The sequence below is a fragment of the Streptomyces sp. WZ-12 genome, from assembly GCF_028898845.1.
Lineage (GTDB): Bacteria > Actinomycetota > Actinomycetes > Streptomycetales > Streptomycetaceae > Streptomyces.
Map to the genome: position 1 here is coordinate 1550319 of NZ_CP118574.1, position 15180 is coordinate 1565498.

16 protein-coding genes are annotated in these 15180 nt (G+C 72.2%); 5 read left to right on the forward strand and 11 right to left on the reverse strand.

All coding sequences use genetic code 11. The annotated features are described in order from the left end of the window. Positions 1-393 precede the first annotated feature (393 nt). The 4 genes from PV796_RS06600 to PV796_RS06615 all read right to left on the reverse strand — a co-directional run bounded on the left by PV796_RS06600 (position 394) and on the right by PV796_RS06615 (position 4306). Positions 394-1263, reverse strand: a complete 870-nt coding sequence (locus tag PV796_RS06600) for a spermidine synthase (protein ID WP_274918888.1) — start codon at positions 1261-1263, stop codon at positions 394-396. A gap of 438 nt (positions 1264-1701) precedes the next feature. Next, entirely contained in the window at positions 1702-2553 is an 852-nt protein-coding gene (locus tag PV796_RS06605; protein WP_274911974.1) for a patatin-like phospholipase family protein, read from the reverse strand. 236 nt (positions 2554-2789) lie between these two features. Further along, positions 2790-3965, reverse strand: a complete 1176-nt coding sequence (gene tuf / locus PV796_RS06610) for an elongation factor Tu (protein ID WP_274911975.1) — start codon at positions 3963-3965, stop codon at positions 2790-2792. A 107-nt stretch (positions 3966-4072) separates the two neighbouring features. After that, complete coding sequence (locus PV796_RS06615) at positions 4073-4306, reverse strand: hypothetical protein (RefSeq protein ID WP_274911976.1); 234 nt, start codon at positions 4304-4306, stop codon at positions 4073-4075. Between the two features lie 218 nt (positions 4307-4524). Here PV796_RS06615 and PV796_RS06620 point away from each other — a divergent pair, with 218 nt between their 5' ends. After that, entirely contained in the window at positions 4525-5226 is a 702-nt protein-coding gene (locus PV796_RS06620; protein ID WP_274911977.1) for a TVP38/TMEM64 family protein, read from the forward strand. A gap of 212 nt (positions 5227-5438) precedes the next feature. Here the strand turns inward: PV796_RS06620 and PV796_RS06625 are convergent, their stop codons facing one another. The 3 genes from PV796_RS06625 to PV796_RS06635 all read right to left on the reverse strand — a co-directional run bounded on the left by PV796_RS06625 (position 5439) and on the right by PV796_RS06635 (position 8323). After that, positions 5439-6125: a pyridoxamine 5'-phosphate oxidase family protein gene (locus tag PV796_RS06625; RefSeq protein ID WP_274911978.1), complete on the reverse strand. Its 687-nt coding sequence runs from the start codon at positions 6123-6125 to the stop codon at positions 5439-5441. A gap of 160 nt (positions 6126-6285) precedes the next feature. Further along, a complete protein-coding gene (locus PV796_RS06630; protein ID WP_274911979.1) occupies positions 6286-7035 on the reverse strand; it encodes a hypothetical protein in 750 nt (249 codons plus the stop codon). A 418-nt stretch (positions 7036-7453) separates the two neighbouring features. After that, positions 7454-8323 carry an SCO6745 family protein gene (locus PV796_RS06635; RefSeq protein ID WP_274911980.1) on the reverse strand — a complete coding sequence of 290 codons (870 nt, stop codon included), beginning with the start codon at positions 8321-8323 and terminating at the stop codon, positions 7454-7456. A 365-nt stretch (positions 8324-8688) separates the two neighbouring features. On the opposite strand from PV796_RS06635, the gene PV796_RS06640 reads away from it, so the two are divergent. Then, positions 8689-9738 carry a S41 family peptidase gene (locus tag PV796_RS06640; protein ID WP_274911981.1) on the forward strand — a complete coding sequence of 350 codons (1050 nt, stop codon included), beginning with the start codon at positions 8689-8691 and terminating at the stop codon, positions 9736-9738. Positions 9739-9769: 31 nt separating this feature from the next. On the opposite strand, the gene PV796_RS06645 is transcribed toward PV796_RS06640, so the two are convergent. The 4 genes from PV796_RS06645 to PV796_RS06660 form a co-directional block, all read right to left on the reverse strand. Further along, entirely contained in the window at positions 9770-9994 is a 225-nt protein-coding gene (locus PV796_RS06645; RefSeq protein WP_274911982.1) for a hypothetical protein, read from the reverse strand. A 2-nt stretch (positions 9995-9996) separates the two neighbouring features. Continuing rightward, positions 9997-10284, reverse strand: a complete 288-nt coding sequence (locus PV796_RS06650) for a DUF6400 family protein (protein WP_274911983.1) — start codon at positions 10282-10284, stop codon at positions 9997-9999. A 474-nt stretch (positions 10285-10758) separates the two neighbouring features. Further along, entirely contained in the window at positions 10759-12105 is a 1347-nt protein-coding gene (locus PV796_RS06655; RefSeq protein WP_274911984.1) for a PP2C family protein-serine/threonine phosphatase, read from the reverse strand. A gap of 127 nt (positions 12106-12232) precedes the next feature. After that, positions 12233-12643, reverse strand: a complete 411-nt coding sequence (locus tag PV796_RS06660; RefSeq protein WP_274911985.1) for an organic hydroperoxide resistance protein — start codon at positions 12641-12643, stop codon at positions 12233-12235. Positions 12644-12873: 230 nt separating this feature from the next. Here PV796_RS06660 and PV796_RS06665 point away from each other — a divergent pair, with 230 nt between their 5' ends. The 3 genes from PV796_RS06665 to PV796_RS06675 all read left to right on the forward strand — a co-directional run bounded on the left by PV796_RS06665 (position 12874) and on the right by PV796_RS06675 (position 15159). Continuing rightward, positions 12874-13386 carry a MarR family winged helix-turn-helix transcriptional regulator gene (locus PV796_RS06665; protein ID WP_274911986.1) on the forward strand — a complete coding sequence of 171 codons (513 nt, stop codon included), beginning with the start codon at positions 12874-12876 and terminating at the stop codon, positions 13384-13386. 301 nt (positions 13387-13687) lie between these two features. Beyond that, positions 13688-13921 (forward strand): acyl carrier protein, encoded by a 234-nt coding sequence (locus PV796_RS06670; protein ID WP_274911987.1) that lies wholly within the window; start codon positions 13688-13690, stop codon positions 13919-13921. Further along, positions 13918-15159 (forward strand): beta-ketoacyl-[acyl-carrier-protein] synthase family protein, encoded by a 1242-nt coding sequence (locus PV796_RS06675; protein ID WP_274911988.1) that lies wholly within the window; start codon positions 13918-13920, stop codon positions 15157-15159. Before PV796_RS06670 ends, PV796_RS06675 begins: the two co-directional genes overlap by 4 nt. The last annotated feature ends 21 nt before the right edge of the window (positions 15160-15180 follow it).

Consider the following 15180-nt stretch of genomic DNA (forward strand, 5'->3'; position numbering starts at 1 on the left):
GTTGCCGAGAAAGAGGAAGGGAGGCAAGGGGAGGCGCCACGGAGGCAAGACCGCGGAGGTGAATCGAGAGGCGAAACCCGAGAGCCGGAAACTGGGAACCGAGACCGAGACCGAGAGTCGAAACCGGAGGTCGATCGGTCAATCCCGGAGAGACAAGACCGGAGGAGAGACAAGGCCGGGACAAGCAAGCAACCGCGCCCCCATGCCCGGTGCGGCCCGACCCAAGCCCCGCGCCCAGGCCGCGCCAACTACCCGTCGGCACCCAGGCCCGGCTCAGCCACGGCACGCCGGGGAGCGCGACGGGAGCTCCGCAGTCAGCACAGAGAGCACCGGGGGCGGTGGCCGATGCCTTGCATCCGCCAAGCGGTCGTCGCTCCGCCAACTGCCAACCACTCAGCCGACGCTGAACGTGCCCTCCGGCGGTACCGGGGACGGCAGCGCTTCGGCATCAGGCACCGTGCGGGCGCCGGCGATCAAGCGCCGCAGCGCCGCCCCGTGCTCAACCCGCGCGGGAAAGGCATCGGCCGCCGCCCGTCGAGCCAACCCCGCGACGGGCAACTCGGCCTGGGAGGCGAGCAGTACGGCGTTGCCGAAGCGACGGCCGCGCAGCACCGACGGCTCGGCGATCAGTGCGAGGTGCGCGAACGCCGCCGCGAAGTTGGCGAGTTGGCGACGCAGGAAGTCGAACGGCGCACTGTCCGCGAGGTTCGCGGCGTAGCAACCGTGGGGGCGCAAGGCGCGGGCGGCGACCTTCGCATACTCGACGGAGGTCAACTGGGCGGGCACGCGTGAACCGCTGAAGACGTCCGCGACGATCACGTCGACGCCGCCCTCCGGCGCCGCCTCCAGCGCCTCCCGGGCGTCCTTAGCGTGCAGTTGGATCCCGGAGTCGTCCGGCAGCGGAAGGTGCTCCGCCACCAGGGCGAGCAGGCCGCGGTCCGCGTCGACCACGTCCTGACGGGAGTGCGGGCGGGTCACGGCGAGGTAGCGGGGCAGGGTCAGCGCGCCGCCACCCAGGTGCAGCACGTCCAGCGGCTCACCCGGAGGCGCGGCCTCGTCCAGGACGTGCGCGAGCCTGCGGACGTACTCGAACTCCAGGTGGGTGGGTGCGTCGAGGTCCACGTACGACTGCGGTGCGCCGTCCACCGTGAGCAGCCAAGCGCGGGGGCGGTCGACGTCGGGGAGGAGTTTGGCGGTGCCGTGGTCGACGGTGCGGATGACGGGGATCGGATCCTCGACGGTGTTCGGGTCCTCGACGGGGATCGGATCCTCGGCTGACGCGGTCGTGGGGGGCGAGACGGTCGAGGATGTCGAGGCGGCCTCCGCCCCCGGGGCGGCCCGGTGCGCTGCCGGGATGTCGGACTCCTGGACATCGGGCGCGTCAGCGGCCGTTGGTTCGTTGTGCACCCTGCCATTGTGACGGGCGGGTGGGACCGGACGGCCGGGGCACCTGAGCACGGTCGAAGCAGGTGGGTGGCTGGGTGGGTGGAGTGGGATGACGTGGAGTGGGATGGCGTGAGTCGGCCGAGGCAGGTGGGGACAGCGAGGTGGGAGGCAACGGGGAGGAAAGGAGGCGCAGTAGAACGCGGGCGGCACCAGAGGGAGCCGTGGATCAGAGCACTGGAGGGAGTCGTGGAGGGAGTCGCGGATCAGAGGAGGTCAGGGGCCAGGATGGGGCGCAGGGGGACAACGAGTCAGGTGTCAGGTGGTGGTCCAGAGGGCTCGGACCTCCTCGATGTGGAGGGTTGACTGGCGGCGGCCCGCGCGGGCGGCGTCGGGGCGTTTGGCCGGGTCCAGTACGTTGCGCCCGAAGGCCGCTCTGGAGGTGCGGTCCGGGGTGATCACGCAGACCTGGGCACCACGTCCGGCCAACCGGGAGCCCTGGGCGCGGGGCGCGGCGACCGGTCCGCCACCGACAGCGATCGGGGCGATGACCACGACCCGGTCGTAGCCCGCGGCCAGGTCCGCGTTGGCGCTGGAGTGCACGCCGCCGTCCACCCACCGCCTCCCGCCGATCGTGACCGGCGGATAGACGCCCGGCACCGCGCAGCTTGCGCTCACCGCGTCGAGGAGCGGGACCCCACCCGTACCGTCGAACGCGGCCCGCTCCCCCGTTGACGAGTCCACCGCCGTGACCCACAGCCGTCCGTCAGGCCAGCCGTCCACACCCAGGGTGCGGGCGATGGCCGCGCGGTGGTCCGCCTCGGGAACGGTGCGCGCCGCCAGCGCGAGCTGCCCCATCCGGGCGCCGAACGACACCGCGTCACGGGAGCGCAGCGCGATGGCCGCGAACCGCGCGAACGCCGTCGGGCCCATACGGGCGGCGACCGACCGCCCGTTGGGAGCGGTCAGTTGGCGCCGGTACAGCTCCTCCAGCGGGTAACGACCGGAGGTGAGTTGCGCCCCGACGATCGACCCGGCGGAGGTGCCGATGACGACGTCGGCGTCGGAGAGGTCGGCCCCGGCCTCGGCGAGACCGGCCAACATGCCGACCTCCCAACCGATGCCGGTGAGCCCTCCGCCGCCGAGGACCAGCGCCGTTCGCCGCGACATGGGTTGCCCTTCCGTCGTTGTACAGGGTCTTTGTGCAGCTTCCGCCGTTGTGCAACCTCTTTGTGCCACTTGCGGGCAGCGCCCGGCGGAAGCGCAGGGCGCAGGGGCGCGCACCGTGTGCGGGCGTGCACACCGGCGGGATCGTAGAGGCGCGCCCTCGATGTGAACAGGGGTCCTGCTCGGCCAAGTTGGCCGAGCAGGACCCGTTCCTGACAGGCTCCAGTGGAGCCGCGCGCCTACTCCTCGACCGTGCGCACCGTGCCCGCCCCGATGGTGCGGCCGCCCTCCCGGATGGCGAAGCCGAGGCCGGGCTCCAGGGGGACGGCGCGGCCGAGTTCGATCGTTGCGGTCACCGTCTCACCGGGCCGGGCGACGGCGCGTTCGCCGAGGTCGACGACGCCGGGCAGGTCCGCGGTGCGGAGGTAGAACTGCGGCCGGTAGCCAGTGGACAGCGGTGTGCGGCGGCCGCCCTCCTCGGTGGAGAGGACGTACACCTCGGCCGTGAAACGGCGTCGAGGGGTGACGCTGCCCGGGGCGGCGATCACGTTTCCGCGGCGCACCTGCGTGCGGTGCAGCCCGCGCAGCAGCAGCGCGACGTTGTCCCCGGCCTGGGCGGACTCCATGGGCTTGCCGAAGGTCTCCACCCCGGTGACGACGGTGTGCAGCGTCTCGTCGCCCAGGACGGCGACCTGGTCGCCGCAGCGCACCGTACCGCGCTCGACGGCCCCGGTGACGACGGTGCCGCGCCCGGTGATGGTGAGCACGTTCTCCGCGGAGAGGAGGAACGGGGCGTCTACGTAGCGGTCGGGCACCGGGACGAAGGTGTCCACGGCGTCCAGGAGGGCGCCGATGGCGTCCGTCCAGCGCGGGTCGCCCTCCAGGGCGCGGAGGCCGGAGACCCGGACGACGGGGAGGTGTTCGCCGTCGTAGCCGTGCGCGGTGAGGAGTTCGCGCGCCTCCAACTCCACCAGGTCGGTGAGTTCGGGGTCGCCCGCGTCTGCCTTGTTGAGCGCGACGACGAGGTGCCGTACGCCAACTTGCTTGGCGAGCAGGACGTGTTCGGCGGTCTGCGGCATGATCCCGTCGAGCGCGGAGACGACGAGGATCGCGCCGTCCAGTTGGGTCGCGCCGGTGACCATGTTCTTGATGAAGTCGGCGTGGCCGGGCATGTCGACGTGGGCGTAGTGCCGGGTGTCGGTCTCGTACTCGACGTGCGAGATGTTGATGGTGATGCCGCGGGCGGCCTCCTCCGGGGCCCGGTCGATACGGTCGAACGGCACGAACGTGCCAGTGCCCCGGTCGCTGAGGACCTTGGTGATGGCGGCGGTGAGGGTGGTCTTGCCGTGGTCGACGTGGCCCATGGTGCCGATGTTGAGGTGCGGCTTGGTCCGGATGTATGCCGTCTTGGGCATGGGATTTCCTCGCAAGGATGCGGTGTTGACGGCGACTTGGCGCCGTGGGGACCCCTGGCCCGCTCCGACCCTCCCCTTGCGGGGTCCGCCGGACGATCCGGAGAGGGTCAGCTTCGCGTGCCGTGCGCCGGGGCGGCAGCGGACAGGGCTGCGGCGGCGGGAACGGGTGCGGGGACGGGTGCGGCGGCGAGCGCGACGGCTGCCGTACTGGTGAAGACGGCGGTGGATGCGGTGCCGTCGATAGCCGGGGCCGCGGCGAGGAATCCGGTGGCAGCCTCCGGCGCGTCCGCGGCGGCGATGGCCACCGCGGACGACATCGGGAGGACGGCGTACCGGAGCATGCGTCCTATGGTGCCGAGGCGCGGGACCGGCGTCGAACGATTTACGGTGCGCGCGGATCTGAGCCCCCGGTACCGGGACACGGCCCGTGACCAGGGGAACGAGGCACGAGGCACCAGGGCCTGCTCCCGATTCCCTACCCCAGGGCCGGATCGCCCAGTTCACTGCCCTGCGGCCCGGAATCCGGCCCCGCGTCACTCTCGTCGGTTACGCTCCCGGGATGCCTGCCCCCGCCGCACCGCCCGACGGGCTCGCCGCGCGCTGCACGCGCGTGCTGCTCTCCCCCTGGTCACGCCTGGCCCTGCTGCTGGCCCTCCTGGCCGCCGCCGCGTCCACGATGCTGCTGTTGCATCCGCAGCGCCTCTTGGCCGGCGGCTGGTCGGCACAACTGTCGGGCCCGGCGGCCCTGGTGGCCTTCACGCTGGCCTACGGGGTGTGCACCACCGCGTTCGTCCCACGGCCGGTCCTCAACCTGGCCGCGGGGGCGCTCTTCGGCAGTCAAGCGGGGCTGGTGACCGCGTTGGCCGGTACGGTGCTGGGCGCCGGGCTGGCGTTCGGGCTCGGGCGGCTGCTCGGGCAGGAGGCGCTGCGGCCGCTGCTACGACACCGCTGGCTGGCCGCCGCCGACCGGCAGTTGAGCGAGCACGCCTTCCGATCGATCCTGGCGATCCGGCTCATGCCCGGGCTGCCGTTCGCGGCCATGAACTACTCGGCGGCCGTCTCCCGGATGCGCTGGGGTCCGTACCTCCTGGCCACGGCGGTGGGCAGCGTCCCCAATACGGCGGCCTACGCGGTCGCGGGCGCCCGGGCGTCGACACCCACGTCGCCGGCGTTCCTCCTGGCCATGGGCTTCATCGCGGTCAGCGGCCTGGCCGCGCTCATCGTCGCCTGGTACAAGCGCAAGGCGCTGCGGGAGAACTGACCGGCGGGCGCGGTCCGTTACGCCCCCGCATACCTGCCTGATCACGGCTCCACATGCCCTGGCTGGTGCACACCCCGAGCGGCGCACGTCCTGGTCGAGTCGCGGCTCCGCGGCTCGTCACCGGTCGTGGGGCCGCCACGTGCCGTCGTCCCCGGTGACCGCCGCCGCCCGGAGCCGGCCCTATAGGCAGCCATCGCGCCGCACCACCGTCCCTACGGCGCAGCCGTACCCGCCCGTACGGCGATGTGCGGGGGCACGGCGATCCCCGGCCCCAGGGCGGGATCCGGTTGGGGTGCCTCCCAGGTGGTGCGGAGCGGAAGGACGCCCGCCCACAGGCCCAGTTGGGCGTCGGGGCCGTCGCCGTCGTCGGGGGCACCGGTCCGGATCTTGACCGATGCCTCGTCGAGCGGGAGGGCGAGCAGGGCCGTGGCGGCGAGTTCCTTGCGGTTGGGGCGGCGGGCGTACTGCCACTGGCCGGGCGCCGACTGCTCGGTGAGGCAGCGCAGGCCGGCCAGCTTCTCCTCGTCGTCGGTGATCAGCCGGGGCGCTCCGTAGAGCATCGCGCTGCGGTAGTTGACGCCGTGCTCGAAGACCGAACGAGCCAGCACCAGGCCGTCGACATGGGTGACGGTCACGCAGACCTCCGCCCCTGGGGAGGCCACCAGGCTGCGACTGGCGACCGAGCCGTGGAAGTAGAGGGTGGTGCCGTCCGAGCCGTAGACGGTGGGGACCACCCGCACGCTGCCGTCGATGCTCACCCCGAGGTGGCAGACGAAGCCGGCGGCCAGGATGGCGTCGAGTTCGGCGCGGTCGAGGCTGCCCTGCTCGCGGAGCCGGCGGTGCCGGGTGCGCTCGGTTTCGGTCAGGGTGCGGCCCGGGGCGGGTACGGACGAGGTCATGGCGGTCTGCGCTCTCTGCCGGTCTGCTCGGGGCTGCGCGCACGACCGGGCAGCCCAGCGGGACTGCCCGTCAGAGTAACGACTTCACAATATTCAGGCTAGGTATCTAACGAAATTCGTCATTGATAGGTCATTCGGCAACTGATTTCGTGTTCGCGCGCTAGGAGCTGAGGTGGTACTGGGCCCAGGGCTGGTATGCGGGCGCGGGCTCCTCGTGAGCGGCGGGGGTGAGGGTCCCCCAGGGGGCGAGGGCGCTGTCCCATTCGGAGGCGAGGGCGGTGACGTCGGCAACAGGGTCGGTGTAGGGCATCGCGCCCGTCTGCCAGGCGGCGGACGTCATGTGGTGGGCGGCGGACGCCGGGTTCCAGGACGTCGTCTGCTGGGCGGGGATGGTGTATTCGCCGTCCTGCACCTCGCCGGGGCCGCGGCGGTGGCGCCCCGCATGGGTCTCGGTGGGCCCGGGGTAGAAGCGACCCTGGGCGGAGAGTTGCTGGGCGCGCGCCATCAGGCGGGACAGGTCCAGGCCGAATTCGGCGGCCAGTTCGCGCAGGTCCACTCCGGTCTGCCAACTGCCGATCAGGACCGCGTCCATGGCGGGTGACCAGTTCTGGTCCGTCGCGAAACCGGGGGGCGCAGTGGCCTGGCGGGTGCCGGCCGGCTGTGCCGGTGCGGCGTACGCCTGCTGGGCGGAGGCCGCGGCCGCGTAGTCGGCGGTGCAGTCGGGCGCCGGGACGGGCTCGTCCGGTTCCTTGGGCGGTGTACGGACGGTGGACAGCAGTTCCTCGGCGACGGCCCGGGCGTCGTCCTTGCCCACCGTGCGCCGGGCGACCCGGACTTCCCGTTCGTTGAGCCCGAACAGCCCGGCCACCGCGCCCGTGCTGCCCACCGTGACCGCGAATGCCGCCAGCACGCGAGAGCGGTCGGCCTGCGCCTCGTCAAGTCTGGCCTGCGCTTCCCGGACACGTTCGTCTCCAAGACAGAACGCTTCTGCCAGTACGGCGTTGCGGTCCCACAATTCTCTCGGATCCATACTCAGACAACGTCGCTTCCGTCGGAGGTGATCCGATCTGTTGCTGCAAAGCACCCCAAAGCACCCATCGAACCACCAAATGACAATCACGTCGTAGCCGAGCCGACAATCACCTCGTCGTCCGGCAGGGGCCGCAGCGGTGCCGGAAGTCGATTGTCAGTGCGGGGAGTTACCTTCGAAATCAGTCGGATCGTGCGAGGTCGGCGGCTCGAAGCGGTCGTGCCGACGAGCGGAAGGGGGTACCGGATGTTGCGGTGGCGAGCGGCAGTGCGCGGCGGTGACGCGGGGCGGGGCGACGCTATGGCGTGTCCGGGCGCGGCAGGCCGATGGGGTTGGGGAACGGCAGCAGGTCCGCGGCGAGGACGCGGCGGGCGAGGGGGGTCAGCAGTTCCAGGAGGTGATCGCTCTCCGCGGGCGGGAGGGGGCGGAGCAAGCGGGCGGCCAGGCGGTCGGTGTCCTCCTCGATGCGGGTGCGTGCGCTTCGGCCGAGGGCGGTGGCGGCACCATGGGCATCGACGAGGTTCCGGGCGCGCAGGCGGTCCGTGGCGGCGGCCCATTCCTCTTCGGTCCAGCCGCGGTCCACCCGCATCGTGTCCCGTGGCACGCGCCCGGTGGCGGCGGCGAGCACCAGCGCCTCACAGGCGTCCAACTCCCGGTCGGCGAGCACGGCCAGGTGGACATCGCCCCGGAACTCCCGCAGTGTGGTGGCCAGTTGCCACAGCCGCTCCACGGGGTCGGCCTGGTCGCGTAGCGCGCGGTTGGCGGCGAAGAGCGGGCGGGCGGTGTCGGGAGCGTTGTCAACGAGCGCCTGGAGGCGGGGCAGGAGCGCGGTGGCGGACCGGTCCAGGCCCGGGTGGATGGCGCGGAGCGCGCGGGCGGCGCGGGTGCCGCGTTCGCCGAGGACACGGTCGGGGCTGACGATGTTCCAGGCAGCGGGCAGCGCACGGGCCACCATGCAGGGGGCGAACACGCCGAGCACGGAAGTGGCGAGGGCGGGGGCGACTGCGCCGAGGGGCGCGATACGGGTGGCGAAGTAGCCCATCCAGAAGCCCTTGAGGCCGAGGTCCTTGCCCAGCGCCCGGCAGTCGTCGTCGAAGTAGCAGACGGCGTGCAGCGGTTCGGTTGCCAGCCAGAGCGATCGTGCGCGCTGTGCGGTGCGCGGTTCCATGGACGGCTGAACTCCTCGGGAAGGATGGGAGACGGGATACGAGGCGAGAGGCGAGGGAGGGGCGGGCGATCGCGGTGCGGGTGGGAGCAGGGAGGCGAGCAATTCTGGCTGGTGGTCAAAATGCACACCACAAGGCGGATTGAGCGCCGCAAGGGGCTGTTCGTTCCTCACGTGAGCGTCGTGAGTATCGCGCCTGTCGCGTATGCCGTGTGCACGCTAGCGCCGTACGGGCGGGGCCGCAGGGAAAGGCAGGAAAGGGGAGAGAGGGGCGGGGCGAGGCGGGGGCAGTGTGCGGCGTGGCCGGCGCCCTGGTTCACCGGCCGGGTCCGGCTCACTCCGGGGCCGACGGAGAGGGGAACGGATCGATGACCGTGCGACGAGACACGGGGGCGGGTGCGAAGGTGACGGAGGAGAACGAGAAGGAGGAGGAGCAGGAGGAGTGGGCGGAGGGACGAAGGAAGAAGGGGCCAGTGGGGGCACCGGGTCCCGGGGTGGTGGACGCCCGGCGGAATGCGCGGATCGTCGGGGCGGCGCTCGACCGGATCGTGGCCGGGTATGTGTTCCCGGAGCGGGCGGCGACGATCGAGGCGGCCATACGGGGTCGGCTGGCGGCGGGCGAATGCGTAGCGCTGGACGGGCCGGGGCTGTGTACGGCGGTGACGGCCCACCTCCAGGAGGTCTGCCCGGACCGGCACCTCAGGCTGCTGTGGCGGGACGAGCCGCAGTCCGTGGCGTCGGAGGACGACGACGCGGGGCGGGCCGCCTTCCTCGCGTTGCTGCGGGCCGAGAACCAGGGCATCCGCGCCGTGGAACAACTCGACGGGAACGTAGGACGGATGGACATCCGGCGGATCGCGGACGGCGGCGAGGGCATCCGGGCGATCGGTGCGGCGATGGAGTTGGGCGCCCCCACCCGCGCGCTCCTGCTCGACCTGCGGGAGTGCCGCGGGGGCGCACCCGAGGGCGCGGCCCTGTGGTGCAGCTACTTCTTCCCCGACGACCAGGTGCACCTGAACGACACCTACTCGCGGGCCACCGATTCCACCCGGCAGTACTGGACGGCGTCGCATCTGCCGGCGCCCCGCTACCTCGACCGCCCGGTGTACGCGCTGACCAGCGCGACGACGTTCTCCGGTGGTGAGGACGTGGCGTACGCCCTTCAGGCGCACGGGCGGGCGGTGGTCGTCGGGGAGACCACCCGGGGCGACGCGCACCCGACCGATCGGCATCCGGTGACCGAGCACATCACGGTCACGGTGCCGACCGCGCGGACGGTGAGCGCGGTGACGGGGACCAACTGGGAGGGGGTGGGAGTGCGACCGGATCGCACCGTTCCGGCGGAGCGGGCGTTGGGGGCGACTCACGAGGAGGCACGGCGGGGCGCCGACTGGCTCCGGGGAAGCCCAGCGTCCTGATCAGCGGCGAGCCCCTGATCGGGGATGCGCGTCAGGTGCGGGTACCGGAGCCGAAGCCGGAGTCCCAGGCCCAGAGGTGGGCGCAGTTGGGGCACTGGAGGTGCAGCAGGCTGCCCTTGTTGGCCAGCAGGTAGCGCCAGTGGTCGCCGCAGGTGCGCCCGTCGTTACAGGTCCGGCAGCCCTGGTGGTCCTGGCAGCGGGGGCAGGGGACCCAGGCGCGGCGGCCGATGTCGGCGGTGGGGTCGAGCGGCAGCATGCTCAGTCCCGGCCGGCGGCCGGCAGCACTCCGGCGGCGACGAGCATGGTGTAGGTGGCCTGTTGGTCGGCGTCGAGGCCGGAGTAGAGGAGCCGCTGGGCCGCCGTCTCGTCGGCCAGCGCCGCCGCGGGGTCCCAGGTGTCCCCGAGGGCGGCAAAGACCTCGGCCCGCCGCCGGGCCTCGTGGCCGGCGAGGTCGAACTCGAAGGTTCCGCTGGTGCCACCGGCGGAGATCCCGGTGACGCGGGATATGTCAGCTTCGGGGCCGGTGGGACTGATGGGGTCGGTCATGCTGCGCTTCCTGTGTCACTTGCGGACGATTCGGGCGAGAAACCCCGATCGGATGTGTTTAGCAAGTGGGATGGGCTTGAGGAAGCGTCAGCCGGATGAAGCCTCCGGATACAGCTCCGAAGCGGCGCCGAAAGCCCGGTATATCGGGGCGGAGCGGCACATCAGCCCCCTCGGGCGTGACGCACTTCATGCCCAGGGACAGGGCCGCGCGCCGCGCCCGGAGTGGCCGCGCGGCGATCGCCGCCCCGCCCCGGCCGCCCCACCCGCCTGCCCCGGGCCTGCGCGCCCGCCGGGTTCCGACCAGCGCGCTCACCGGGTCTCGACGAACGTGGCCGCGACCATCGGTCCGGAGATGCACACGGCCCCGCGCGCCGGACCGAGCCGGCCCCGCCGACGAGCGGCAGAACACCCACCCGCTCCCCCGAAAGCCCCACCCCCGCCCCGTGTCTCATCCCCCTTCCCCACGCCCCCCGACTACGTGTCGCCGTCCCTCGCGCCCGGACGACGGCGACGACGGGGAGCACGCCCCGAACCACTCGGCAGGCGACGGACCGCGACCGCCGCCGCATCGTCGGCCAGCCGACCACCGGTGTGCGCGAACAACTCCTCGCGCAGCCGCCGGAGCACATGGTGGGGGCTACTCCGGCACCAGGCACCGGCGCGCTCGGTCAACGGGTAGAAATCGCCGTCGGCGTTCCGCGCCTCGGTGACCCCGTCCGTATAGAGGAGCAGCAGATCGCCAGGGCGGAGGGGAAAGGTCTCGACCTCGTAGTCCGGCGGCCCGGCGAGGGGCCCGAGGCCGATGGGGAGAGCGGAGCACCGGGGATCAAGGACGTGGGCCCGCCCCTCGCGCAGCAGGAGGGCCGGCGGGTGGCCGCAGCTCACGACGTTCAGTTCGGGGCGCCGGTCGGGAATGTCGAAGAGGGCGACGGTGGCGAAGGTCTCGTCGATGGGGCCGGCATCGGAGGCGGGGTCCGCGTCGGGCTCAACGTCCGGGCGGGGCGCGACAGGAGACCCATCAGAGACACCTCCAACGCCCCCACCCCGGCCCGCCCCACTGACATCGACATCAACTCCGACACCGGCACCGGCACCGGCACCGCTACCAGAGTCAACATCGGCATCTCCCAACGAGGTGGCGGCAGTTCGCCACTGGCTGCTGTCCCAGCGCACCGCGCCGTCGAGGTGGCGGGCGAGGCGGGGCAGGGTGGCCTGACGGTGCGCGGCCGCGCGGAACGCACCGAGGATCAGGGCCGCGTGGCTGTACGCCGGGAGACCCTTGCCGCGGACGTCGCCGATGATCAACCGGGTGCTCGCGGAGGTGCGGGCCGCGGCGAACAGGTCGCCACCCATCTCCGCCTCCTCCTCGGCCGGGAGGTAGAGCGAGGCGATCTCCAGGTCGCCGCTGCGCGCCGGCAGCGGCCGGAGCAGGACCTGTTGCGCCACGCCGGCCACCGAGCGGCTCCGGGAGAGCCGCCGTTCGTTGCGTTCCCGTACGACGGTGAAGAGGAAGACCAGCGCCGAGACCACGATCAGGGCGCTGGTTTGCGCAACGAGGTTCTCGGTGAACAGGACGTCACGAGCGAGGCCGATGCCCACCTGGGCGGCGATCGCCAGCACGCCGATCGCGGCGGTGGGACCGGGGCCGGCGAAGGCGGCGGTGAGGGCGGGAGCGGCGACCAGGAGCGGGCCCAGGTGGATGGACGGCGGAGCGACGACATCGGCCACGCAGACCCCGACGATGAGCCCGACCGGGATCAGCATCAGGAGGTGGCGCGGTTCCGGTCGTTGGCGCAGGCGCGTCGGCCGTCGAGAGGGCATGCACCATGGTTGCACTGAGATGAGGCAAATGTCCGGATGATTCGATTGACCGGATCGCTCCCGATCTCGACCCCGACCTGGGCGCCGAGCACCCCGCCCGCCCCGGCCGCCGCTCCCCCGCGACCCGTTACTCGACGACCAGCTCAACCTCGATGTTCCCGCGGGTGGCCTTCGAGTAGGGGCAGAACTGGTGCGTCGCCTCGACGAGCTGCCGGCCGGTCTCGCCGGCCAGCGCGTCCGGGAGCTCGACCCGCATGACGACGGCGAGGCCGAAGCCGGTGGCGTCCTTGCCGAGGGAGACCTCGGCGGTGACCGAGACGTCCTTGGTGTCCAGCTTCATCTGACGGCCGACGTTGGCCATCGCGCTGGCGAAGCAGGCCGCGTAGCCGGCGGCGAAGAGCTGTTCCGGGTTGGTGCCGGCGCCGTCGCCACCGAGGGCCGGCGGCATGGCCAGGGCGAGGTCGAGCTGACCGTCGGAGCTGACGGCCCGACCCTCGCGCCCGTTGGCGGTGGCGACGGCGGTGTAGAGCGCGTCCATGAGGGGTCCCTTCAGGAGGAGGTGGAGAAAGACAGCGGAAGCATCGAAACGAATCCGAATGGAACGGAACGCAACGAAAGGGAGCGAGGAGGGGTGCCACGGTGCAGGCCGCCCTGAGTGAGCGACCCGGACATCCCGCCCCGGGCACCACCCAACAGTGACACGTAATTGAGTTGTGTGCAACTAGGTTGGATACAATCCAATCGGCCGCAGGGCTTACTCTGGAGACCATGACCAAGCCCGCGCCCACGCCCTCCGCCACGCCCACCCCCGAACCCGCCACCCCCGGCATCCCCGACTCCGAGCTGCTCCGCCTGGACCACCAGGTCTGTTTCTCCCTGCACGCCGCCTCGCGCGCGTTCGGGAGCGTCTACCGGGACGCCCTGAAGGGGTTGGGTCTGACCTACCCCCAATACCTGGTGATGCTGGTCCTGTGGGAGCACGGGCCGGAGCCGGTGAAGCGCATCGGCGAGCGGCTCCGGCTGGATTCCGGGACGCTCTCCCCGCTGCTCAAGCGCCTGGAGGCGGCGGGCCTGGTGGAACGGGAGCGCAGCCCCGAGGACGAGCGGTCGGTGATCATCCGGCTGACCCACGCCGGCACGGAGCTGCGCGCGCGGGCACTGCCGGTGCCGCGCCGGATGCTGGCCGCCACCGGCCTCACCGTCGAGGAACTCCGCACGCTGCGCGGCCTGTTGGGGCGGGTCACCAGCGCGCTGGACGAGGCGTCGCACGGCGAATCCTGACGAAACCTGAGGAACCCGGCGTCGGCGGGCGCCCGCGGACGGCGACCCGCACCGATCTGCGTACAGCCCGTGCCCCGCGGGCGGTTGCGGCGTTAGACAGCGGGCCGCCCCACGGTGTGCGCGACCCGGGAAGGGGCCCCTCCCTCACTTCGGTGCGCCCATCACCCCATCGAGTTACCACGGTTGGGGAGCGCCTAGAACAAAGGCGTATAAAGGGTGGCCAAACCAGCCGGAGCCACCGGCGAATTCCCGCCCAGGACACGGTTGGCAGCAACGCCTACGAGCAGCGGAGGAGCGCCACGTGAACGCGGCAGAAGTCGTCAACACCTTGCTGGAGGAGCGGTTTGGGGTCGCGCCCGCCGAGCTCACCGCGGACACCGCGCTGCGCAGCCTGCGGCTGGACTCCCTCGCTCTGGAGGAGCTCCGGGTACTCATCGAGGAGCGGCTCGACATCGACCTCGAAGAGGTGTCGCTGACCTCCCGCGACACCGTGGGGCAGTTGGTGGCGGCAGTCGACGGCGAAGTCGCGGCGTGACGGCCCGTCAGAAGCCGTTCGCCGCGGCCGTGACCGGACTGGGCCTGGTCACCGCGGCGGGCGTGGGGACGAAGGCCACCTGGCACTCGGTCACCCATGACGTGGTGCCCAGCAATGTGACGCACCAGGCCGAACTGGCCGATCTGCCCTGCGACTTCATGTACACAGCAGCCGATCTGGACCCCACCGCGCTGCTCGGGGTGGCCACCCAGAGGTTGATGGACCGCTTCTCCCAACTCGCCGTGATCGCCGCCCGGGAGGCGGTCCAGGACGCCGGGCTGGACCCGGAGACCTGGGACAGCGGCCGGGTCGCGGTGGTGATCGGCTCCGCCCACGGCGGATTGCCGTTCTACGACCAGCAGTCCGCGACGATGGCCGGGCGCGGTGCCCGTCGGGTCTCCCCCAAGCTGGCCCCGCTGTCCGTCGTCAACAGCGCGGCCAGCAGCGTCTGCATGGATCTTGGGGCGCACGGCCCCAGCCTGGGAGTGGCGACGGCCTGTTCGTCCGGGACCGTCGCGGTGGGCACCGCGCACCAGTTGTTGCGCGCCGGGGCCTGCGACATCGCCATCGCGGGCGGTGCAGAGTCGGTGCTCTCCCGGTTGCTGATCGCCAGCGCCTGCCAGATGAGGGCGGTCTCCACCCGGCGGGACGATCCCACCGCGGCCTGCCGCCCCTTCGACGTGGACCGGGACGGCTTCGTCGTCGGCGAGGGCGCGGGGCTGCTGGTGCTGGAGCGGCCGGAGCACGCGCAGGCCCGGCGGGCGCCGATCCGCGCGCGGATCGCCGGCTACGGAGCGTCCAGCGACGCGTACGCGGCGGTGGCGCCGGACCCGGAGGGGCAGGGCATCGAGCGGGCGTTGCGCAGCGCGCTCACGGACGCGGACGTCATGCCCGGCGAGGTGGGGCACGTGAACGCGCACGGCACGTCGACGGTGTTGAACGACCGGATCGAGGCGGCGATGTTGCGCCGGGTGCTCGGCGAGCAGCCGTCGGTGACGTCGACGAAGGCGATGACCGGGCACACGCTCGGCGCCGCGGGCGGGATCGAGACCGCCCTGACCGTGCTGGCGCTGGAGCAGCAGTTGGTGCCGCCGACCGCCAACCTCACGGTGCCCGACCCCAGGATCCCGGTCGATGTGGTGCATGCCGAGGCCCGTCAGGCGGCGTTCGACTGCGCGGTCAAGACGTCCCTGGGGTTCGGCGGCCACAACGCGGCGCTCGTCCTGACCCGCGGCTAGCCGGTCCGGGCGCGCCCGTTC